The sequence below is a fragment of the Paraburkholderia caledonica genome, from assembly GCF_000383275.1.
Taxonomy (GTDB): Bacteria; Pseudomonadota; Gammaproteobacteria; order Burkholderiales; family Burkholderiaceae; genus Paraburkholderia; species Paraburkholderia caledonica.
Genome location: NZ_KB911051.1, coordinates 58,594 through 79,363, shown reverse-complemented (window position 1 = coordinate 79,363; position 20,770 = coordinate 58,594). Strand labels below are relative to the sequence as shown.

Here is a 20,770-nt window from a genome sequence, read left to right as displayed (position 1 = left end):
TCAGTATATAAGGTGCTGAATGCTATGAACGAATCGCATCTCTGGGTAGCGGAGCCGCACACCGCCTATCTCCAGTGGCAGACGACCGAGGCGGCCGGCGCGGACCGCCGCCGGTTCTCCCAACGCTCGATCGTGCAGCACAAGGCGATGTTCGACCGGTTCCTGCGCCATCTGCTCACCCGAGGCGTGGCACTCGCGACGTTCGGGCCCGAGCACCTTGAGTCATTCTTTGACGACGTCGAAAACCGCTGTGCGCCAGGGACAACCACGCGCCTGCGTTACGTCAAGCTGATCGACCGGCTGTGCCGCCATCTGGTCGACGTCGGCCTGCGTCACAGCAATCCGGCGGCAACCTTCGCGCTCTCGGCAGCCTGGCCCGAGGACGAGCCCGAACCGCTCTTTCTCGATCCGAACGCAGACACCGCCCTCCAGGGCTACGTCCAACCCGACGCCGGCGACGATGCCCGCCTGTGCCGCAACCGCGCTGTCGTAGCGCTGCTGCTGGGCGCGGGCCTCACTGCGGCCGAACTCCGCGGCGCGCGATGGCGCGACGTGGTCATCGAAGGGATAAGGCCGCAGGTATCCGTTCCAAAGCGAGGGGCACGCCTCGAGCGGACCGTGGCCCTTCCCGCTTTCTCGACGGCTGCACTTGCGGCATGGCAACGACGTCATCCGGTGCCCGACGGCGCGCTTCTTTTCCCCGCGCCGCGCACAGATGACAAGCCGATCAACGATGTGCTGCTCGGTGCGATCGTCCGCGACGCACTGGACGCGATCGGCTTTGCTGCGCCGGACATGAGCCCGCGCGTGTTGCGCAATACCTTCGCACGTCGTCAGCTGCTGTCCGGCCGCACCAACGAACAGACGAGCGCAATGCTGGGTCTGGCCAGTCATCGCACCGTTATCCGCATCCGCGACACCATCAGTGCCCGGACGACTTGACTTCGCGTCCCGCTCCGTAGGCTGGTCTTGCCGGTTCGTCTGTGCCGGCACAACCTTTGTCCGGAGTGCTACATGCCATACAAAACATCATTCATGGACATGGCTTATCCCGATGAAACGGGCCGGCCATGCGCCCTTCAGTTCCGCATTGCGCTTACCGCAACAACTGAGCGTCTGGCGATTGTCCATCTGCTTGAGACGAAGAGTGGGTACCAGGGTCCGATGGAGTCATCCATCGTCCGGGACCAGATCCTGAATCGCATTCTGGATACTCACCTCCGCGGTGTTCCGTTGAACTCCATCCGGCTCGTCGTCGAGAGCGGCGAAGGCTCGTCGCTGTTTCCGATCGATTTCGACATTGGGGACTACATCAAGCGTGGCAATCCGTACGAGGCGACACATATCACCACGGGGCGTGGACTGTTCCGGGAACGTGTTGCCATCAGGTCTGAATCCGTCGTCGCGGGGCATACGCGAGTACACACCAGTCACGCCGAGCCCGTCGCCGTGCCGCGCGACATAGCTAACGCGCTGCGCTAGGCGTGTGACGCGGTCGCCGGTTCACAAGCCCGAAAGGCGGTGCTGTTACGCCGTCTTTCGACGGGGCGTGCGCCTGCGCGACCGGTCAGAATGTCCTGGAGTACATGCGTCCCGCAACCCGCATCACAGCCCTTCGCTGCCCACAGCATTCGAGAGCGTATGAAAACAATCAAGCCGACGAACGAACAGCTCGACACACTCGAGACGGTCGCCTCCGGCGCTACGGTAAAAGTCAAAGCGTACGCCGGTGCCGGCAAGACCTCGACGCTCGGGATGATCGCCGAACGGTACAGCACGAAGCGTGGCCAGTACCTCGCCTTCAACAAGGACATTGCGGCCGAAGCAAAGCGGAAGTTTCCGCGCAACGTCATGTGTCAGACGGTCCATTCGGTCGCCTTCCGGGCCACCGACAAGGCGCTCACCGCGCGGCTGAATCTTCCAAAGGAGCCACCTCACCTTCTCGCTGCCAGGTACGGGCTTGGCCCCGTCCGCGTTCCGACGATTATTGGCAAAAACGTCGAGCTATCCGCCTTTCAGGTCGGCCGCCTCGTTGCAGATGGCGCTGCTCGCTTTTGCCGGTCCGCGCAGGACGAGCCAGAGGCGTGGCACATTCCAGTCGACGAGATGATCACCGAGCAGTCGGCCGACGAGTTGCGCGCGATGCTTTTGCCCTTCGTGGTACGACACTGGAACGAAAGCATCGATCCGCAGGGAAAGACCGCCATCACCCCGGACACGTATCTGAAGACGTGGGAGCGGTCGCGTCCGCAGATCGGCGCCGATTTCATCCTGTTCGATGAAGCGCAGGACAGCGACGGTCTGATGCTGTCGGTCCTGCGTCGCCAGCAGCATGCGCAGGTCATCTACGTGGGCGATCCCTATCAGCAGATCTACGAGTGGCGCGGCGCGGTCAACGCGATGGATCTGATCAAGGCACGCGAGTGCGCGCTCACCGAGTCGTTTCGCTTCGGACCGCACTTTGCCGCGCTTGCTTCACGCGTTCTGAACCTCCTCGGCGAGCGCGTACCGCTTCGCGGCCAGCCCCACATAACGTCTGCATTCTTCGAGGAGTATGACCCTGCCCGTAGCTTCGACGCCATCCTCTGCCGCAAGAACGTGACCGTTATCGGGACCCTGGCTAACGGCCTGCAGAGTGGGCATAAGGTCGCCGTGCGCGCGAACATTGAAGAGATCCTCGCATTTGCTGACGGCGCGGACCGCCTGATGCGGGGTCAACGCACCTACAGCCCGGCGTCGCTCGCGCTGTTTGAAACGTGGCGCGACGTGCAGGACTATGCGTCGAGCTACGCCGGCCGCGATCTGTTGCCAATCGTTCAGATCATCGACCGTGAGGGAACCGCCTTTCTGCGCGACATGCTGTCACGCGTGAGCCCCGAAGCGGAGGCCGACTACGTTGTGTCGACTATTCACCGCGCCAAAGGACTTGAGTGGAACCGTGTGAAGGTCTGCGGCGATTTCCGCTTCAAGACGGACGACGATGGACGCACTACGCTTACCGACGAGGAGAAGCGCCTGCTGTATGTGGGCCTTACACGCGCCCGGAATGAAATGGACGTGTCAGAGTTGCGCAACGATCTGCTTAAAGTTTTCCGCGACTCCGGCACATCGGGACAAGGATGATTCCCGGCCGGCCCGTGTGCCATACGATTAAAATCGGTTTCTGTCCCAATGGCCCGATATGTGATGGCAAGAAAACGCAGCGTGATAGAGCGGTCAACCGGCTCTGGGGCGGTCCCTGTGATTACCGCAGTGTTCGATGCAGACGATCCACTGACGCGCGGTAAGGACCGCGACTACGGCGAGAGCGAGATTCCCGCCCTCACGGCATTTGTTGGCACGTTATGGGCGGAACTGCATTCGGTCGACGCGCTTCCTGTCCCACCCTGCCCGCACTGCAACGGTGGCCGGGGTCGGTTTCATACGCGGGCAAACGCGTACCACGCGGTGCCGTACTTCCGCTGCGCCGACTGTCGTCGCTTATACACCCGTCTGACGGGAAGTCCGGTTGCCCGACTGCGGTTCGCGACGAAGATGCCGGAATTCTTCCGGCTATTGTCCCAGCCATTGCCGCTCGAGGAGGTCTCGCGACGTCTCGGCATCGACTACAGCGCCATCTCCAACTGGCTGATGCGGTTCCGGCAACTGATCGCAATGAATGATCCGGACGGCCGTTGGACGCCGCTAGTTAGGCTCGGTCTCAAATACCGCCCGCTCGGAACCTGTACCAGATGCGGATATGAGGGGCAGCTCAATAATGGCGGCTTCAGCGTTGACAACCGACGGCAGGTGAAATGTCCCTCATGCGGTTGCCATTGGCCCCTCAACGTGAGCTCAGACGCGAGCGCCGTCCCCGTCGTGGTCGTCAATGACCTGGCGCAGAACGCGGCGGAGCGCCGCCGCCGTGCTGGACTTGACGCGCCAGATCTGCCACGTGTCCGGGTGGGCTCCGTTCGGACGGAGACGCGCGTTACGCCAGCCGTGGTGCCCGCGCCTTCGGTCGCTCCGCTCGACGCCGGCCGGTTTGATCTCGGTGGGCCGCTGCGACACAACAGTCCTTTGCCGCGCAGGTGGGCCGAGGACCACGAACTGACGAAGTTTCTGCGACGCCACATCGATCGCGTGCTGTCAGACAGTGTCGAGCCTCCGCCTTGCCCGCATTGCGGCAGCCACGTTACGAGGCTTGCTTCTGCCAGGCGCGCAGACTCGCCTTTGCCCCAATTCCAGTGTCGCGCTTGCGCCCGTCTTTATTCGCGGGCGACCCGTACGCCATTGGCGAAAATGTTGCGCAAGGACATTGCTTACGGGATCCTTCCGCTTCTGTCCCAGCATCGGCCGCTCGCAGATGCCGCAGATCGACTGGACACAACACCGGAGGTCATCAAGGCATGGGTCACGCGGTTTCGCGAATGGTTACTGGTACTGGATCCTGCGGGTAACTACGAAAAGCGCGTGCGACTTGGTCTTAAAGCACCTTGGCCGGTGATGGACTGCCCGCACTGCCTGAACCAGGTCGAGGCGCGACCGCACGGTTTCAAACGGACAAGGAAGCGGACGGCGGCTGAACTCAGGCGACGCCTGTTCCGCTGCACCGGATGCAACGGCTTCTTCGACGTCAGCATCGACGCCCTTTAAGTCTATGGCGCGCGTGCCCGGCACGCACAGCCGCCGCCCCTGTAGAGCACAACACAAAGATCGCGGGTGACACCGTCGTGCTCACCGGAATATTGGGGCGCGCTTACCGGCCTGCGTGGCCCTGCCTTTGCCGCTGAATAAACACCGATGCAACGCAGACGAGGAGCACAGCAGTGATGAAGCTGACGGCGAGCAGCACGCAGAGCACTACGCTTTCTTCGCCTTCCATGCCGACGGCGCCGAATATACGAAATAACGGCGTCAGCGCAGTCCATACGGCGTCGCTACCAACCCAGCGCGCAAGCGGATCAATTCGCGAAAGGCCAATGAATACGAGTGGAGTGAGCAGGACCGCAAGGCCCACGCGCAAGAGACCTTTCATCGCACGTCCACCGTTCCGTAGTAGGGGATATCCGTACCGGGGATCACCGCTGACGGCTGAGATAGGAGGTAGGCGCTTAGACGGTCAAACTGCGCCTGCGACGTCAGCGTTATGCAGCCGTCGCTGATCCCCCAGGCGGCCGTTCGGATGCAACCGGAAATTGCCGCGCTTCACGCCGTTCACGAATGTCCAGTCGTCAACCTTGCCGTCGGCGCTGTACAGCGCGAACCAACTCGCCCGGTCGCTGTTTGACCACATATCCAGCGCGAGGTCCCGAACGCGCCCTAGTCGCCCACCTGTCTCGCGCCTGATGATGTAGTAGCGACCCTTCGGGATGGGACCGGCACCGACGACAGCGGTGTCTGCAGGGTTATCGACGTGATCCTTGTTGCCGGAGAAAGCCGCTACTCCGCCAAAACCGCTGCATAGGAGCGTCGAGACCTTCAGTCCATTGAGTGCAAATGTGCATTGCGCTGGCATACCAGTCCTTTGAACCTGTGACTGCCGTAAGGTATGCCAAACTGCCACATCTGCGCAATTGCCGCAGCGTAGTCGTTCGGAGAATATGCTGCGCGCATTGATAACCTGACAGGGATGCTGCGCTAGTGCTTCAGCACGCTTTGCGGGCAATTTCTCAAAGCTGCGCTCCCTCCAAACGGGGCTATGGGACGCTGCCCATCCCAGACGAAAAAAAAGCCCGGGGTTCCAGAGGAACCCGCGGGCTGATCACAATGCTATCGGGGCCTAGCCGTTGAACGAGAGGCGAAACTGATCGCCGCTCCGAGGAGCGACCCGGCGCGACGCGCTGCTCATCCAACGATCCATCTCGGCCGCCCGGTGAGCAATCGTATTGGGCGTTCCCGCCTGCCGCGCTTTCACGCGGGCCGCAAAGTCCGGCGCCATGGAATCCACGCTTGCCACCCAGTCATACATCTTGACGCGCGCCAGGGCTTGCCCTTTTACGCCGAACAGGTGGAGTTTGGAACCGGCCGGCAGGTGCGCTTCGAGGCCTTCAAGGATGGCGAACAGCCCGTGCCGGCGATCGGTCAGGTGCCGCCGACAGACCGAACCCAGACCGATAAGAACCGGCGCCGCAACCCACGGCATCCACCGCTCCCACACCTGGAGCAACAGGTCGATGCTTCGTCGGTAATCGTCAACTTTCCAACCCTGTGCAACGGGTACCGGAATCCGGACAGTGTTCTGCACGACTTCGGCGTTACAACTTGCCGCTAGCTGATCCTGCCAGGCATAAACGACCCGCAGCATCGCTTCGAGCAACGTCGCCGTTGCGTTCACCCGATAGTCGACTGCATCCTGATCCGCTGCGAGCTCAGGTTCACAGCACATGTCCGGCTGGGCAACCCAGGATGCCCCTGAACAGGATGCCAGTTCGACGAACTGCTCCATCGTCCAGGGATACACGCCTGCGATTCCGCTTTGTCCACCCTTTGACTGGAAAAGCTTCATCGCCGAAAAACCCGCGCTATCCAGGGCAAAGTCGATTTCCGTGAGATCGGTCGCTCGCGGGATACGGAATTGGCCGGTCTGCCGGTTCCAGAAGGCGGACGCCGACACCATCGCGGGGTAACCTTCGTTGAAAGCGTGGAACGCAAGCCGGCCGCCACTGTGAGGGATGCCGACCCGCACGACGAGCCCGTCATCTACATGAGCGTTTTTCTGCAGCACCGGCATGCCGGGAACGCGTGGTCCTATAGTCATTTGCCACTCCAAAAAAAGTGCGGAGCAGCCCTTTCGCGGGGATGCCCCGCAAGGGATAGAAAAAAGTCGTTTATCGGTTACGCAGCGAGTGCGAACAGATCAAGCTGCGCGGCCTCGATGACGTGCGCCTCTGTGTCGCTGAGCGCGTTGTCGATGAGATACCGGTCCAGTTCCGTCGGCGAAAGATTCAAACGCTCCGCGAGCCGCGCGAAATACTGACCGCGCACCGCCATGTCCTGATAGCGTTGAGCGGTTCCGGCTGGGAGCGTCAGGATCGCTTCGTTAAGCCAGAAGCGCGCGGACTCGATCGCCGGATGGCCTTGGACACGCGAATACCAGGCGTGATCGAATGAACAGGTGACAAACTCGCAAGCGCGTACAGCGTCGACGTGCAATTGATCGCTTTCCTCGAAGTACACAACCCGCTCACCCTGCTTCGTTTGCGCATACGTCGAGATGCGCTGGGGGTGCCGATATGGGTTCCACTGCTCCGCCAGGTAATCACGCAATCCATCAGCCGGAGCCTCGGCATCAAAGCGCCCGACGTGGTACCAACCATAGTTGGGTACCGGAACCTTGGGAAATGGCTCCACCTTTGGAATGACATACCGCCTACTCAGCCGGTGCACTTCGTACCACGCGGACAGCGCCGGAAAAGCATGCGGCGCGTAGTGGTGCATTGACAGCATGAAGTCGATCGCCACCAGTTGAGCCGGTGTGACCATCTCGAACTGCACCTCGCACAACTCCCGGTTCTCCGCGTTGTCCTCGATGCGTCCCGCAGCGAGATCCGCGTCGTGCTGCTCAGCCCGTTCTACCTCCAGCGCGTCAAGTGTCAACAGATAGCGTAGGAGATCGAAACGTGCCTGGAAGCTCAGTGTATCGGCCTGAATGCGCACACAACCATCGGCATTCAGGGTGCGCCCGACCAGCTCCCGCCGGCTCATATCCCATTGCGTGGCCATCAGATAGTTCCGGAAGTCGTTGAGCCCAGACATGTACGCGTGCTCAGGCTCACGGATCATCGACTCGAGTGAGCGATCCCGCTCGCCAACGACGCAGCAGAACACGCAGCCAAAGCGCGAGCCGCAGGCGGCACGCTGACCATCCTCGCCAAGGACCACTCCACACATTCCATCGTTGCCGGCCCGGTACAGATCCGAAAGACGTTTGATGGAACGCTCGGAAAACGCGCAGGGAAATGGGCGCTTTGACGCGTCGGCGAAAAGAGTGAGCATCGTCCAGACGTCGTCGACCGACCAGTCGCGCAATGGAGAGATTGCGAGCGCACCCCGCGCGTCGCGGACCGGAGCATTGGCGCTGTCGCCACGAGCAAGCATGGCTGCGCCTCGTGAGACGCTCTCGGCCGCCCGATTTCCGAGAACAGTTACGATCTCGCGGTCACCTCGCGCAGTCGCCTCACGCTCCAGCAGCGAGCGCAGTCGCCCCTGAGGGATCAGCTTCCAGTCGGTCGCGCACGCTCTCGTGCGCTTTCCGTTGCGAACGCCATTCTCAGGCGTGCGGACCAGCGTTCCGCGGCCGATCGTAGACACCACGAACTGCATGGCAAGTGAAGGTGCAGCGACGTGCGTGGTGACGTCGAGCATGTGGTCCGCTACAAAGTTATCGATCTCTTCAAGCATCGTTTCTATGTGCCGGGCGAGGCTGACGTTCTCGATTGTCGTATTGGCTGTCGATACGTAGTGCGCGGGTTGACGTCCTTGCTCCGCACTTACTCGCCGGACCGCTTCGAGCATCAGTATTACCGCGCAGGTCGAGTCTTTCCCACTCGCAGTTCCGCACAGCGGGTGGCCCGCCTTGATAAGTCCAACGAGCACGGCAATCGCCGTCTCGATCTTTGTCAGGATTTCGTCGAACATCGAATGCTCCGTTGTTGACAGGAACGCACCCCTACGGGAGCGATCCCGTAGAGGTGAGAATGCAAGCTATGAAGATTGCGCTGCCTGGATATGCTTCATCCAGGTCGCGGCTGACGGAAGACGCCTGACGAGCTCAAGCAGACCTGAGTCGTCGTGGCTTCGCGCCTCCACAAATGTGTCGTTAAATATCGCGGCCTGGAGATAGAAGAGAAATGCGAGCGCTTCGGTACCATGTTCTTCGGCTACCGCGCCAAGGGTCCCAACTTCGCCCAGTAGTTCACGGACAAAGTTCGCGGACAGACTCGCGCGATGCATCGTCACGATAGCCGCGACCGCAACATCCGAGGCAGTTCCCACGTCGTTCTCAGGAATGTCACCGTCTGCGATTGCGCCCGAATCGGCGAGACACCGCATCACATCATCGAAAAAATCCGTACAAGAGTAAGTCATTGGCCTGCTCCACAAGATGATTGCCGGCAGGCTGTCCCCGTCCGGGGCGCTGCCCCGGCGGGTGAATGAAAGATAGGTCAGAGGTCAGGTCGACACACGGTCGCCGGGACGCGAGTCGCGTCGCGGCCCCGTAAACACGGCTACTCTCAGACGCCGATCAAACGGCGAAGGAGTTGCCCGAGATGCGCGTCCCGCTTTGCCTGCACCAACGGACAAAGCGGCCACCGACTGCTGCTCCCAGAGCAGGCATGCGATGGCGAGCAATGCGCCGAGTGCCGCCGCGGTTGTGATCTGCTTTTTCATGAAGGCTCTCCATGCGAAAGGCCCCGACACTCGTTCGAGGTCGAGGCCTTGCGGATCAGGAACAGGTTTTAGGGTGCGCAACCGGGAAGACCAGCACGCGACCGTCGTTGCAGATGATGAAGTCACCCGGTTCACCTCGCGGCTGCCGGATGACAATCGTTGAGACGTGCCTTGAGGGCACCGGCTCGGCCTGCGGTTGAATCGTGCAGGCGCACAGCGATGAACTACCCGCTGCAATGAGCAGCAAAATCAGGTTTTGCATGGATTTAACTCAGCTTCAAGAGGTGAGCCGCTTACGCGGCCCGCGATTCGAGGGGGATGCTGGCGTGGTGCGTTACCCATTTGCCGCCGACGAGAACGTCACGCAGGAGCGTGCCGTTCAGGACGTAGCTATGGACCGTGCCCGTGCGCCGCGTGGCAGGGCGAACAGAAACGGTGAGCGCTTCGGTTCGTGCATACATGTCGTGCTTCAGTTTCATTGCGTTCCTCGTTAAAAAAAGCGAAGGAACGCCCCTGTGGGGAGCGTCCCCACAGGGTTGAAAGAAAAAAGATATTCAGGCGGCGAGCGCCTCGACATCGATAACGGCGTCCGCTTCGGCAACCAGGTCCGGCGTTTGCGAGATGAAAAACTCCCGCTCGTAGCCGCCCTGCCGCAGAACTTCCCGCTTCATGCGCATGAACTGCAGCTTGCGCTGCGGATCAAGCGGACCATCGGACTCGTCGCTGAACAGCGTCTGATATGGCTGACCGGCGTTGCTTGCCAGATACAGCGCAATGCCACGGGTCAGACATTCGTTGATCCAGACCTTCTGGCCACCCGACATCACCGTCACTGCCTTGGTGCTGTCGATATCAGCGTCGTGCACGAGGATTTCAAATCCCTCGCGCAGTTCGCCGCTTGCCAGTGCGCGTTGAGTCTGGATCTCGACCGTGAAGCGCATGCCGTAACAGGCAAGCAACAGGTCGTTCACCATCTTCGTCAGCGCTGGGCCCGCATCGTCGATCGTCAGGGCAATCACACCTTCGTTGCCAAGACCCTTCGCAAGCAGCTTCCAGCTGGCGATCTCGTCAGAGATGCGGTTCGCACGCGATTGCGTCGCGTCGAATCCCGCAAGCTCGTTAGCGATCGCCTGCCGCTCGACCTCACGCGTCGCCTGTGAACGGATCAGCGATTCGATCCGTGCATCGGCTGCAGTGATGCCGTCACGACATTGCGTCAGTTGCCGGTCCAGATCAGCAATGGCAGCGGTCACATCCTCGACACCGAGCCGCGCAACTTCTGCGTCCAGCTCACCCGCCTGCAACGACAGGCTGTCCTGCTGGACCTGTCGTCGCTCGCGAACAGCCTTCACCTCGGTTTCCACAGCGGTCAGTTCTTCACTGGCCTTGCGAACGCCTTCGGTTGCTGCATCAAGCAATGGCTTGCGTGCCGCAAGATCGACTGCTGCCTGGAGTTCGCTTCGTGTGGCCGAAATCTGGTCGGACAGCGTCTTCAGTTCGGCGCGCCGCGTAGCAAGCTGCTGCACTTCGGGCGTCAGACGATCCACCGCTTCGCGGCTCGTGCGAAACGCGACACGAAGGTTGTTGAGCGAAATGCGCTGCTCGGGAACCTTCGCATTGGCGTCACGCGCCTGGGCAAGCAGAGGGCACGTGTTATGCATCGCGTGGCCCGCACAGGGAACGGCAGCGATCACGCTAGCCTGCTGTTCCAGAGACTTGAGCAACGACGCCTTCGACTCACCCTCGGACATGAGCCCGTTGATGCGTGAAGTGGCCGCAGTCAATTCAAGCTGCTTGGCCTCCAGTGCCGCGATGGCCTGCTGCATTGGCTCAACGCGCGCTTCAAGGGCTGCTAGACGTGCCTGGGCACCGTCGCGCGCAGCGCTAGCACCCAGGATGGCATCACGCTGCCCGATCACCGCGTTGTGACCGGCAATCGACTCGCGCAAGGCAGACAGGCGCTGCGCAAAGCGGCGATCGTCAGCCGCGCTGTCGTTCGCCAGCGCCTGCAACGACGAAGCGATCTGACTGCGTCGTCCGGCCAGTTCCCGCAACCGCGCTTGCGCATCCACGTTCGCAGTCTGTTTTGCAACCAGAACTGCGCGCTGATCACTCAGCCTGACTGCGCTCGCATTGAGTGCCTCCCGGCTCTCCCGAGCCGCGACGAGTGACTGGACATCTGAAGCGATGGCCTGATCAATCTGCACAACACGGTCGCGCTTCGCTCCGAGTGCAACAAGCTGCTGGTGCGTCGCATCGAGCGCACGACCGAGAACCTTGACGACGTCGCCGGCTTTCGCCGCCAGCGTGCGCAGATGGTCGATATGAAGAAGCTCCGCGAGCAGTGCCTTGATTTCGCTCGCACCATAGGACGCGAGCGGACGGCGGTTCTGCGCGGAAAAGACGCTGGTGAAAAATGACTCCAGCGAGCCGCACACCGACTCGACGCACGCATCGTAGGTGTCGGCTTTCCCGTCCGACACCGTACCGTCTCCGGTCTGCATCGGTTGCCATGTGCCGCTCGGATCGCACCATGCAAGGAAATACTCAGCCTTGCCAGTTTTCCCCGGTTTGCGGAATGCAAACGATGAGCGGTAACGGACGCCGCCGTGCTCCCATTCAAACTCCTTGAGCGCGTGCGTCCCGTACAGGTGGTCCCAGTACGAGAATCCGTCAACAGACAGCTTGGACGCGTGCGACGGCATGATCCGGTACGGATGCAGGTTATCCATGATCGTGGATTTCCCCGCGCCGTTCGGCCCTGTCAACGCGATAAGGCCTGTCGGCAGCGACGTGAGATCCAGTGAAACGCTCTCGCGTTTCATGCCATCGCGCACACCGATGAAACCCGTCAGGGTCAGCTTTAGTGGGCGCATGAGGCGGCCTCCGGATGCGGGGCGTCGAAGAGGTAGTCCGACGGCAGCCACGGCACATCGTCGTCATTGGCGTACATGGTGCCGACGACTGGATCTGCCGCAGAATGCGACGCGGCCGACGCCTGTGCCGCAGCCGCCCTTTCAGCGGCCAGCTGCTCGGCGGCAAGCTGCTCTGCCGCCTTCGCTTCAAGCGCGCCTGAGACAGCTTCCTCAACAAGGTCGCAGGCCTGCGCGTAATCGGCGCTTACCCGCTGCCCGAAGCTGCGTGTTCACGCGGCCTGCCGCCGCAAGATATGCGGCAAGCACATCGCCAAGTTCCGTACCGGCAGCGAGCGCGCCAACGCTCGCGGCCAGTTGGCCTTTGTTGACCGTCGGAAGGCACGTGAACACGAGTTCTGGCCTCACGCCGATGAACTGCTCCAACTCGACATCCGAAAAGACCGGACCAGTCGAGGGCCAGAAGCGGCCGTCGATCAGCGCGACCTGGGAAACGCGGTCGGCAACGTGCACCTGATGAGCGCCGCCCATCAACGCAAAGTTGTCGAGCGTGCCCGGAGGTTCGTGAGAGAACGTACCTTGCAGCATTAGTACGGGCATCGCGTTAGCGAGCCGGTGCACCTGGGTAGCAAGCGCGTGCAGGGACGGCGCATGAGCGTCGAGCCGATGATCGGTCGAATCGCCGGAAATGACTCCCACCTGTGCGCCGCTCGCGATCGCGTCACCCACCGCAAAGCTGAAGCAGCGTTCGGATTCGGCCAGATTATCCGGTGCGTAGTGCAGGTCAGAAAAATGAGCGAGTTTCAAGTTCGCCTCCGTAAAAAGCACAAAGGCCGCCCGAAGGCAGCCTCATGGATGAACACCCGCGAGGGTGTGAAGAAAGGATGATCAGTTCATAGCGAGCGCATCGCGAACGCAACGTCGTGATAGGTGAAACGGCAGGGATGCCAGTTGCTGAACACATCGTCCGCGCCAAAAAACGCGGTGCAATTGTCGATCTTGCGCACAGGACGACTCCTTGAAACCAGACAGGAAATGGGCCGCCGAGGCGGGCTCTTTTCGATGCGCAGTTGCGCGGTCGAAAGCATTTGAGCAAACGCGGGCTTGCTGAAATGTTCTCGCAATCGAAACGGGAAGGAAACCAGCCCCGAAGGGCTGGCAAGGATTGAAGGTACGTCAGGTCAATCGAGAAACGTTGGTTGTCTGGCCGCGGCGATCTCGAGATCGAACGCTTCACGGTCGGTCAGTGCCTGCACGAGTCGCTCGTTCATCTGGTCGACGTCCTGCTCGCGCTCGATCCAGCCGCGCCCGAACCTCGTATGGGCGTAGATGCGGAAGTCCTGTTTGCGATCCTCCGCGCTCAGGCCAAGCCGTTGCAGCAGGTCGGACATCCGGTCGCGCTTGTCTGCAAGCGTTTCCGTCGATCCGGCCGTCGCCGGCTGTGCGGCGAGCACGTGTTGCAGCAATGGACCGGTGGTAGCCGCATTGCCTGCAGCTGCCGTCGAAGCGGTGGTGACGGTCGCCGCCGCGGCTTCGTTTGCCGTCGCGGCTTCAGTTTCAACAGCTACCGTCGTGCCGACACGTGTGCCAGCCTCCGGGTCGACGGACGCTTCCATCGCGACACCTTCGGCAACCGCGTTACCGATCGCTGTATCGACGTCGCCGCCGAGCCGCACGACATTGCCGCCCGCTTCGATCAGCGCAACCGCCTGGCTCGCCGCTTCCAGCGCGGAAGGCGCATCGTCCGCAGCGTCGAGCAACGCACCGATATCGATGTCTGCATCGAGTACCGTTAGCATCTGGCTCGCTCTCACTGCCTCGCCGTGCTCGTTGATCCGCGTAATGTCGAACTCACGCTTTGTGATCCAGAATCGCGTGCCTGTGAGTTTGCCCCGAGCAAGCTGCACCGTCTGCATCGCCGAGTAGGCCTTCTGCAGAACGTAGATCGAGTTCGTCGGCAGTTCAATCAGACCGAGCCCCTTGATGTCCGGCACCGCGAACACGAAGCTCGCAGACAGATTGCAGTGTCGCGCCTGATACTGCGGGCACTGTTCCGGGTCGCAGATGCCGTCCGGAATCGCCTCATCCTGACGACGGATGACGGTGCGTCCGCCGAAGTGCCGGATCACACGTTGCGCACGCGGATCGCGCTCGATCTTTGCATAGGTCATGCAATAGCGGATTCCATCGCGCTCGTACTGGGAGAAGAACTTCCGACCATTTGTGCCGTACACGGTCATCTGGTTCGGCAGGTTCTGCATCCAGTCGTTGAACGCGAACAGCACGGGAAACCGGTAGAGCTTCACGCCGTCGCCGCGGTCCTCGCCATAGAGCCGGAGAATTTCGTCGGCCACGTCCGGATTATTGAAGTCCGAGCGGCGGCAGGTGAAATACGCGGTGTTCTTCGGCACGAGGGCGTTTTTCAGATTGCACTTCGATTCGAGCACGGAAGCGATCGTATCGAACGAATCACCTGCTGCGACCATCGTGCTGTACAACTCGACTGCACGCGCGTTGCCACGGGCTTTCGAGGTGAGGACTTTAATGCCCGGGCGAATGTGCCCGATCACCGGCGGACGCAACGCGCGCTCTTCAACGACGCTGCGAACAGGGCCGTTGACCAGATTGACTACTGCGTTCATGAGGGTTTCCTCGCTAGAAAGAAAATGGCCGTGGTGCGCAACTCGCTGGCTGACTGCTCCAGTTCGTGTGCGGCCGCGTCTCCGCGGCGCTCGGCTATGTGGGAAAGAAAAACGCGTCGATCAGGATCGCTGTACTTCGCGATCTGGGCGACCTCGCAACGCGCCCGCCATGCTGGCGATGCGGTATCTGCAGTGGCGCGCTCCTCGGCAATCGTGCGGTTGATCGCTTCGGCAATGCGCTCATCAAGACGGTCGGGAAGCATTAAAGACCTCCTTCTGGACAGGACAACAGGACGAAAAAAAACGCGTCCCTCGGAGTGAGGAACGCGTTTCGGGATTCGATGAAAAATGACCTGAGCGCCACAACCCTTCCGGGGTCGTGGCGCTCAGGGAGCCGAGGGCTCATATACGAGGACGTTAGTCGTCCTCGCGCAGCATGGTCACGCTGCGCAACAGCCCATTTTCGGAAAATGCATTCCGCCGCAGGATCACGGTTCAGTCGACTTCGATCGTTCTACCCAGACGGGCTCTGGAGAGAGAACACCCGATGTCCGGGTCCAAACGATGTCGCGGCGCAAATGAATGCGGCCGGCGACGAGTTTTACGACTGAATGAATGGGGAGCGCGGGCGAGGCGCTCATCAGAAAGAAAATTCCACACCAGTAGCCAACTGGTCGGAGCATGCCTCGGGGTAAAACTGCGGGCACGGCTTGGTACAGAAGATGGACTCCGGGCTGGCCGGGTCATGTCGATGCGTCAGAGACGCGAGAAGTAGAGTCAGTATTGCGCAAAAGTGGGCGCGTATAACCCCGAAAGGTCGCGAAAACAGCGCAGCTTTTGCCTGAGTCAATGTGTGCTAACGCACGCAGAATTGGAGGTGAGAGAGACCACCCGAAAAAATACCATGGCCGCAGTTCCTGATTTCCTCCCGGAGCCAGAGCGCCCGGACAAAGACGCACCCACAGCCGACAGCACACCGCTGAGCGGGCTGAAGCCTATTGAGCGCCTGACCAGTGACACGCGTATCGCCCGGATCAATCCGGAATCCGATACAACAACGGTCCTGCGCTATAGCTCGCAGTTTGCCCGCGACTACATCCGCTCCGACTACAACTTCTGCGCGGCAAAGATCGCCGTCGCGCGAGGCGGTAAGGTCCGCGCTCTTGAGACCGCATTGCGGGAAACTGCCGAGTGGTTCCGGAAGACCGATGGCTGGCTCGCGCGTCATGAGCTACGCGCCATTGATATGCCGCACGAAGAGATCGAGCTCGTCGTCACGCGACCGCTCGCCGGGTTGCTGGTTCGCTGCCTCACGCAGTTCGACCGCATCTTTGTCAAATCGCTGGCGGCCGTTGTGATGGGAAAGATCACGCCTGAAGCCCGCGCCCGGATGCTTTCGAACGCGGAACGGCGGCTTAAGCACATCGTTCACGTTTGCATGCCTGACAACGACCAGTACGAGTTCGACGGCGAACGCCGGGGCTCCTGAACCGCATCATCCCGTCGTAGACTTCGCCGGCACTTGACCTTGCTGCCGGATGGATACGCTCGTCCCATCACCCTGTTGGAGAGGAAATGGACATCAGAGAAATTCAGGCGCTGCACGCGCAATATACTGCTCAGCCAGTCATCATCGATCTGTCCCGCCATACCGCGGCCATGCCGATGCTGCCCGCACCCGAGGGCTCAGCGAGCGGTTCACTTTCGGCCCGCGCGCTCATGTCGAGGATGCGCAGCGCCGGACGACCCGCATTGCTTGCGCTTGCTATCGCCGCAATCGCCGGTGCGGGTGGCGTAAGCGCCGCCCGGATCTGGCAGGCGATGCATGCAACGGCTCACGTCCAGCACGACGCGCAGACCCCCGGCCGGTCTGCACCGGCAGTGGCCCAGCAGCCCGCATCCGCTGACATGCCGGTTAACGCCGCGCCACCTCGACCATTGACCTCCGGCGATCTCGACACTGCAATGACGGGCGGACGCACGCCGCTTTCTCATGTCGACCCGAAGGCCCTCTCGGCTCCGACGCCAGTCGTGGTTGCGCCAGCGCATGACTCGCAGGCCGCGGTAGTGACGCAGGCGGCCGCTTCGCCTATCAGGGCGACACGTGCAACCGTAACAGTGCCCGCGGCGCAGACGCCACCGCAAGCGTCAGAACCCGTCGCTACACAGCCCGCCCAGCGCCAGGACCCTGCCGCCGCGCGAGTTGCGGCAAACACAGCAGCGAACCCTGCCTCGCAGGCCGAAAGTGCGCAGCCTGGGGCTACCCGTCCGGCGTTGCGTCCAATTCATCACATCAAGCCACATCGTGAAGCTGTTCCTTCAGTGACCCACGACGCTCCCGCAGCGCCACCTGCGCAACCCACCGCACCGGCCGCGAAGTCCGGCGATGTTCAACTGTTCTGACGAGGTCCCGGCATGAAATCTCAACCACTTAACGTAACGCTGCTTTCCACCGGACTTTCGATCCACGGAAATGTCATCCTCGACCACGGTCTCAGCAGTTTCGGCATTGTCGATGGCAGTGTCGTCTCGAACTCGGGGCTGCTTCACATCGGCCAGGGCGGAATGGTGAAAGGTCAGGTCGAGGGCGAGCACGTGCGGATTGACGGCACGGTCGAGGGCGACGTACACGCGCGAGGTGTGCTCGAAATCAACGGACGCGTAAAGGGCAACGTCTACTACTACGGCACGATCCGGCTGGGTCCCCGCGCGACGCTCGAAGGTCAGATCAAGCGCAAAAGCGAACTGACGATCGAAAACTCGAGCAACGTCCAGCAGCTCTCACGTGCGGCCGCCGGCAACACCTGAGCAATCACTTCCGATCCGGAGAAAACAGTTGAAGAGAAAACTCGCAATCGCGCTTGCAGTCATCGGATTAGCCAGTGTAACCGCGCAATTACGCGCTGCAACGATGCCGCAGGAACTCGATATTGCCTGGCTGAAGGACGGCCAGCAGATCCAGGTAGCGAGCCATCTGCTCTTTTCAGAGGCGTTCGGCGCCAGCCCCTTCGCATTGTTCAGCGGAACCAGCACGCCCTATGCCACCTGCGCCGGCGACGGTCCGACAAGAACTGCGAGAAGTGAGAGCCTGTTCGTAGGCCGGGCGCTGCTGATCAGGCCCATCACGATCGACTCCAGTAAGGCGCAACTGACCGTATCGGCGCGTGATACGACGCTCGAAGGCATGCATCCGGCAGGCACCGCAGACTGCCGCTCGGAGGTCCCCGATGTGCACGGTCTGTCTGAGAACGACATTCACGTCGATGTTCCGGTTGGCCAGACGGTCGACGTGCCGCTCAGGGACAGCCGCTATCGCCTGACTCTTACACTGCGCGTCATATCACCCTGACGCAAACACACCGCCGTATCGGACAATGCAAGAAGGGGCGCATCCGCATGGAGCGCCCCTTCTTATTTTGGCGGCTGTGACGCTAGCGCGAGTCGACCTAATCCCACATCTCCGCGGACCCACGATAGTAGAGCGCCTGATAACCGGGCATATGGACCACATGCCTGCGCCGATCAACTGTTAGCCCGCGGGCTTCCAGCCACAGTGCGAGCCATTCAAGCGTTCGCTCCAATGCGTATTCGTTGGCATCGCGAACAGCGCGCAAAACGTGGTGGCCGCCGAGGGCCACATACGGAGCAGAGTTACCGAGGAACACGAACGGCGAATTGAGGTGCGCGCGCTGCCACGCCAGCGCAAACAGTTCAGCCATTTCCGTCACCGCGATGAACGGCACGGTGTCCGTTTCCGCGATACCGGTGTCCTGTTGCCGCGAAGGGAAGGAAACCCGCTGGTCCAGCCTCGATCCGTATGCTTGCAGCACGGGCTGGTTCGCCCGGCGCCACCCGTCGATTACATCCTGGCTTACCCCGGTGCGCAGCCGCAAGCTCTCGTCGAGCCACGCCAGGCACTGACGACTGGACGTGAGACAGAAGCCGGCGACCGCGAGGGGCACCCAATCGTCACGACCGAGGGCGTAGTGGAAGTCTTCCCCGTCAGAGTGCCAGTAGCACTGGGCGTCTGCGCTAGCGCGCTCATAGTCGAATTCCCGCATGGACACCCGATGTAGCGCAGGCGGTTCTACCGCCGGTTGTTGCGCGTCTTCCGGGACGATCCTTAGGGACGACGCCGGCACGTGACCCAGCACGCCGAACAGGCGCTTCAGCATTAACAGCTCCATTGAGTCAGCGAACCTCGGATTCGATGACGAATCGTGAGACCGGGTTCTTCTTGATCGTAGCGATGGTGAGCGTGTCCCGGGCGCGCGTCATGGCGACATAGAAAAGCCGACGCTCCTCCGATTCAGTAGCTTTCTCGTCGGGAACGACGCCTTCCTCGGCGCGAGTAATCCACACGTGATCCCATTCGAGGCCCTTCGAACTGTGCATGGTCGTGAGCACCAGTGCACCGTCCGCAGGCTTGTTGTTGTCACGTTTCAGATACTCGATGCGCTCGCCAAACGTCCCCGTCAGGCGCGACAGCACATCGTATGTTGCCTGGATCGCGCGCTTTGCCTGATCGTCGCGGGCGTAGGTCATCATCATTTCAAGTACCCCGTCGAGCGCCAGCGAATAGAACTTGCGTTCGGACATCTGCGTCCACTCCGCGAGCCGTTTCATGAAGGCGCGATACGCGCTTGCGGTGTCCTCCGGCAAGCCGAGACCGACGAGGTCCTTTTTTGCGCGCTGGACAAGCTCCGCGCCCATGTCCTGGTGCAGTGCACTGAGATGCGTCGAACTCATGCCGGTGTACCCGAGCACAGCGTCCAGCCCATTCTGCTTGCGACCTTCGACTATCAGCAGCAGGTTGCACATCAGCGCGCCCTGAGGCCGGTTGAGCACCGAACTGCCCGAGGCACGGTAGTAAGGCACGCCGTGAGAGCGGCAAACGGCTTCGATCGGGTCGAGAATGCGATTGGTGCGCGCGAGAATCGCGCACGATTTACCCGCGCCGAGTTGGGGTTGGAGTTGCTCGACGGCGGCCACAGCGTCCGCGTACTCATCGTCAAAGCGGCGCGCGGTAATCGCGCCCCCGGCACCGCGTTCGGCCCGCAGCACCTTCGCCACGCGCTCGACGTTGTTCCGGATGACCCGGTCGGCCGCCGACAGGATCTCAGCGCGGCAGCGGTAATTGCTGCCGAGCACGACGCGTTGCGCACTGAAGGATTCCGCGAAGCTCTCCATGCCGCGAAACCCGAGCGCGGCGCGAAAGCCGTAGATGCTCTGGTCATCGTCACCGACAACCGTGACGTTCGCGCCCGCCCTTGCGTGAAGCTCGACCCAACGATACTGCAGCGGGTCGGTATCCTGGAATTCATCAACAAGCAGATCGGTGAACCCGTACGGTTCGATGTCCCCGCTTTCCATGCCAGCCACGGACAGCCGCAACATGTCCTGAAAGTCGATCTTGCCGTTGCGCGTGAGTGCTTCCTGATAGGCATGGTAAAGCTGGGCGTCGGGACTGTTGGCGTCCACGCGCCCAAAGTTGGTCTTGATCCGCTCGATGACGGGAATCACCTCGTCGACCTTCCATTGAAGCCCAAGCTCTGCAAGCACCCGCGCGAGAAGACCTGCGCGGTCCCCATCCGTCGCAATATCGCGCTTTCCTAGCTGTCGGTTCGCGAGCGAATGGAACGTCCCAGCGATCAGCCGACTTCTCGCGCCGGCACCGGCCAATGCGAGAATCCGGTCGCGCAGCTCCACGGCCGCGTCCTTGCTGAATGTCACCGCGCCGACGACTGCGCGCGGATCGGCAAGGCGCAAGGCTGCCTTCGCGGCGATAGTCTTCGTCTTGCCCGCGCCCGGACATGCAATGGCGACACAGTGCCGGCGAAGTTCCGCCACCTCGCGCTGCTGCGGATTGAGCCCATCAAGCAT

19 protein-coding genes and 2 pseudogenes are annotated in these 20,770 nt (G+C 61.5%); 7 read left to right on the top strand and 14 right to left on the bottom strand.

The features are described 5' to 3' along the window. The first annotated feature begins 24 nt into the window (after positions 1 to 24). The 4 genes from H281_RS0131795 (at position 25) to H281_RS36270 (ending at position 4,635) form a co-directional block, all read left to right on the top strand. Entirely contained in the window at positions 25 to 942 is a 918-nt protein-coding gene (locus H281_RS0131795) for a tyrosine-type recombinase/integrase (protein ID WP_020071170.1), read from the top strand. A gap of 72 nt (positions 943 to 1,014) precedes the next feature. Continuing rightward, entirely contained in the window at positions 1,015 to 1,482 is a 468-nt protein-coding gene (locus H281_RS0131790; protein ID WP_020071169.1) for a hypothetical protein, read from the top strand. 159 nt (positions 1,483 to 1,641) lie between these two features. Next, positions 1,642 to 3,123, top strand: a complete 1,482-nt coding sequence (locus H281_RS0131785; protein ID WP_020071168.1) for a 3'-5' exonuclease — start codon at positions 1,642 to 1,644, stop codon at positions 3,121 to 3,123. A 117-nt stretch (positions 3,124 to 3,240) separates the two neighbouring features. Continuing rightward, positions 3,241 to 4,635, top strand: coding sequence for a DUF746 domain-containing protein (locus H281_RS36270; protein ID WP_164701968.1), 1,395 nt, complete (start codon positions 3,241 to 3,243; stop codon positions 4,633 to 4,635). A 103-nt stretch (positions 4,636 to 4,738) separates the two neighbouring features. Here the strand turns inward: H281_RS36270 and H281_RS0131770 are convergent, their stop codons facing one another. The 12 genes and pseudogenes from H281_RS0131770 to H281_RS0131710 all read right to left on the bottom strand — a co-directional run bounded on the left by H281_RS0131770 (position 4,739) and on the right by H281_RS0131710 (position 15,150). Continuing rightward, positions 4,739 to 5,017, bottom strand: a complete 279-nt coding sequence (locus tag H281_RS0131770; RefSeq protein WP_020071165.1) for a hypothetical protein — start codon at positions 5,015 to 5,017, stop codon at positions 4,739 to 4,741. Then, positions 5,014 to 5,497, bottom strand: a pseudogene (locus H281_RS35510) (DUF2778 domain-containing protein). The gene H281_RS0131770 and the pseudogene H281_RS35510 overlap by 4 nt, the downstream one beginning before the upstream one ends. Positions 5,498 to 5,761: 264 nt before the next feature. Further along, complete coding sequence (locus H281_RS0131760) at positions 5,762 to 6,712, bottom strand: deazapurine DNA modification protein DpdA family protein (RefSeq protein ID WP_020071164.1); 951 nt, start codon at positions 6,710 to 6,712, stop codon at positions 5,762 to 5,764. Positions 6,713 to 6,816: 104 nt separating this feature from the next. After that, positions 6,817 to 8,619 (bottom strand): adenine nucleotide alpha hydrolase family protein, encoded by a 1,803-nt coding sequence (locus H281_RS0131755; RefSeq protein ID WP_020071163.1) that lies wholly within the window; start codon positions 8,617 to 8,619, stop codon positions 6,817 to 6,819. 66 nt (positions 8,620 to 8,685) lie between these two features. Then, on the bottom strand, positions 8,686 to 9,069 hold the full coding sequence (locus H281_RS0131750) for a hypothetical protein (RefSeq protein WP_020071162.1): 384 nt from the start codon (positions 9,067 to 9,069) through the stop codon (positions 8,686 to 8,688). An 84-nt stretch (positions 9,070 to 9,153) separates the two neighbouring features. After that, the gene (locus tag H281_RS0131745; protein ID WP_020071161.1) at positions 9,154 to 9,372 is read right to left on the bottom strand and encodes a hypothetical protein; all 219 of its coding nucleotides are present in this window, start codon (positions 9,370 to 9,372) and stop codon (positions 9,154 to 9,156) included. A gap of 55 nt (positions 9,373 to 9,427) precedes the next feature. After that, complete coding sequence (locus tag H281_RS36265) at positions 9,428 to 9,634, bottom strand: hypothetical protein (protein WP_084690223.1); 207 nt, start codon at positions 9,632 to 9,634, stop codon at positions 9,428 to 9,430. A 31-nt stretch (positions 9,635 to 9,665) separates the two neighbouring features. Next, positions 9,666 to 9,851, bottom strand: coding sequence for a hypothetical protein (locus tag H281_RS0131740; RefSeq protein ID WP_020071160.1), 186 nt, complete (start codon positions 9,849 to 9,851; stop codon positions 9,666 to 9,668). Between the two features lie 75 nt (positions 9,852 to 9,926). Then, positions 9,927 to 12,248, bottom strand: coding sequence for a nuclease SbcCD subunit C (locus H281_RS0131735; RefSeq protein ID WP_020071159.1), 2,322 nt, complete (start codon positions 12,246 to 12,248; stop codon positions 9,927 to 9,929). 246 nt (positions 12,249 to 12,494) lie between these two features. Further along, positions 12,495 to 13,052 (bottom strand): annotated as a pseudogene (locus tag H281_RS35100) (metallophosphatase family protein); the annotation flags it as partial. A 374-nt stretch (positions 13,053 to 13,426) separates the two neighbouring features. Next, positions 13,427 to 14,887 (bottom strand): recombination directionality factor, encoded by a 1,461-nt coding sequence (locus tag H281_RS0131715; protein ID WP_020071155.1) that lies wholly within the window; start codon positions 14,885 to 14,887, stop codon positions 13,427 to 13,429. Further along, positions 14,884 to 15,150, bottom strand: coding sequence for a DUF7696 family protein (locus H281_RS0131710; protein WP_020071154.1), 267 nt, complete (start codon positions 15,148 to 15,150; stop codon positions 14,884 to 14,886). Before H281_RS0131710 ends, H281_RS0131715 begins: the two co-directional genes overlap by 4 nt. Positions 15,151 to 15,791: 641 nt before the next feature. On the opposite strand from H281_RS0131710, the gene H281_RS0131705 reads away from it, so the two are divergent. The 3 genes from H281_RS0131705 to H281_RS0131690 all read left to right on the top strand — a co-directional run bounded on the left by H281_RS0131705 (position 15,792) and on the right by H281_RS0131690 (position 18,236). Next, positions 15,792 to 16,376 carry an AcaB family transcriptional regulator gene (locus H281_RS0131705; RefSeq protein ID WP_020071153.1) on the top strand — a complete coding sequence of 195 codons (585 nt, stop codon included), beginning with the start codon at positions 15,792 to 15,794 and terminating at the stop codon, positions 16,374 to 16,376. Between the two features lie 926 nt (positions 16,377 to 17,302). Then, positions 17,303 to 17,695, top strand: a complete 393-nt coding sequence (locus H281_RS0131695) for a bactofilin family protein (RefSeq protein WP_020071151.1) — start codon at positions 17,303 to 17,305, stop codon at positions 17,693 to 17,695. A 28-nt stretch (positions 17,696 to 17,723) separates the two neighbouring features. Further along, the gene (locus H281_RS0131690) at positions 17,724 to 18,236 is read left to right on the top strand and encodes a hypothetical protein (protein ID WP_020071150.1); all 513 of its coding nucleotides are present in this window, start codon (positions 17,724 to 17,726) and stop codon (positions 18,234 to 18,236) included. Between the two features lie 97 nt (positions 18,237 to 18,333). On the opposite strand, the gene H281_RS0131685 is transcribed toward H281_RS0131690, so the two are convergent. Both H281_RS0131685 and H281_RS0131680 read right to left on the bottom strand, forming a co-directional pair. After that, positions 18,334 to 19,062 carry a hypothetical protein gene (locus H281_RS0131685; RefSeq protein WP_020071149.1) on the bottom strand — a complete coding sequence of 243 codons (729 nt, stop codon included), beginning with the start codon at positions 19,060 to 19,062 and terminating at the stop codon, positions 18,334 to 18,336. A gap of 16 nt (positions 19,063 to 19,078) precedes the next feature. Continuing rightward, positions 19,079 to 20,770, bottom strand: coding sequence for an ATP-dependent helicase (locus H281_RS0131680; protein WP_020071148.1), 1,692 nt, complete (start codon positions 20,768 to 20,770; stop codon positions 19,079 to 19,081).

Excerpts from the sequence above, each read along its gene's own strand:
- H281_RS0131795 (WP_020071170.1), top strand. The coding sequence starts at position 25 with ATGAACGAATCGCATCTCTGGGTAGCGGAGCCGCACACCGCCTATCTC.
- H281_RS0131790 (WP_020071169.1), top strand. The coding sequence starts at position 1,015 with ATGCCATACAAAACATCATTCATGGACATGGCTTATCCCGATGAAACG.
- H281_RS0131785 (WP_020071168.1), top strand. The coding sequence starts at position 1,642 with ATGAAAACAATCAAGCCGACGAACGAACAGCTCGACACACTCGAGACG.
- H281_RS0131770 (WP_020071165.1), bottom strand. The coding sequence starts at position 5,017 with ATGAAAGGTCTCTTGCGCGTGGGCCTTGCGGTCCTGCTCACTCCACTC.
- H281_RS0131760 (WP_020071164.1), bottom strand. The coding sequence starts at position 6,712 with ATGCCGGTGCTGCAGAAAAACGCTCATGTAGATGACGGGCTCGTCGTG.
- H281_RS0131755 (WP_020071163.1), bottom strand. The coding sequence starts at position 8,619 with ATGTTCGACGAAATCCTGACAAAGATCGAGACGGCGATTGCCGTGCTC.
- H281_RS0131750 (WP_020071162.1), bottom strand. The coding sequence starts at position 9,069 with ATGACTTACTCTTGTACGGATTTTTTCGATGATGTGATGCGGTGTCTC.
- H281_RS0131745 (WP_020071161.1), bottom strand. The coding sequence starts at position 9,372 with ATGAAAAAGCAGATCACAACCGCGGCGGCACTCGGCGCATTGCTCGCC.
- H281_RS36265 (WP_084690223.1), bottom strand. The coding sequence starts at position 9,634 with ATGCAAAACCTGATTTTGCTGCTCATTGCAGCGGGTAGTTCATCGCTG.
- H281_RS0131740 (WP_020071160.1), bottom strand. The coding sequence starts at position 9,851 with ATGAAACTGAAGCACGACATGTATGCACGAACCGAAGCGCTCACCGTT.
- H281_RS0131735 (WP_020071159.1), bottom strand. The coding sequence starts at position 12,248 with ATGCGCCCACTAAAGCTGACCCTGACGGGTTTCATCGGTGTGCGCGAT.
- H281_RS0131715 (WP_020071155.1), bottom strand. The coding sequence starts at position 14,887 with ATGAACGCAGTAGTCAATCTGGTCAACGGCCCTGTTCGCAGCGTCGTT.
- H281_RS0131710 (WP_020071154.1), bottom strand. The coding sequence starts at position 15,150 with ATGCTTCCCGACCGTCTTGATGAGCGCATTGCCGAAGCGATCAACCGC.
- H281_RS0131705 (WP_020071153.1), top strand. The coding sequence starts at position 15,792 with ATGGCCGCAGTTCCTGATTTCCTCCCGGAGCCAGAGCGCCCGGACAAA.
- H281_RS0131695 (WP_020071151.1), top strand. The coding sequence starts at position 17,303 with ATGAAATCTCAACCACTTAACGTAACGCTGCTTTCCACCGGACTTTCG.
- H281_RS0131685 (WP_020071149.1), bottom strand. The coding sequence starts at position 19,062 with ATGCTGAAGCGCCTGTTCGGCGTGCTGGGTCACGTGCCGGCGTCGTCC.
- H281_RS0131680 (WP_020071148.1), bottom strand. The coding sequence starts at position 20,770 with ATGCTTGATGGGCTCAATCCGCAGCAGCGCGAGGTGGCGGAACTTCGC.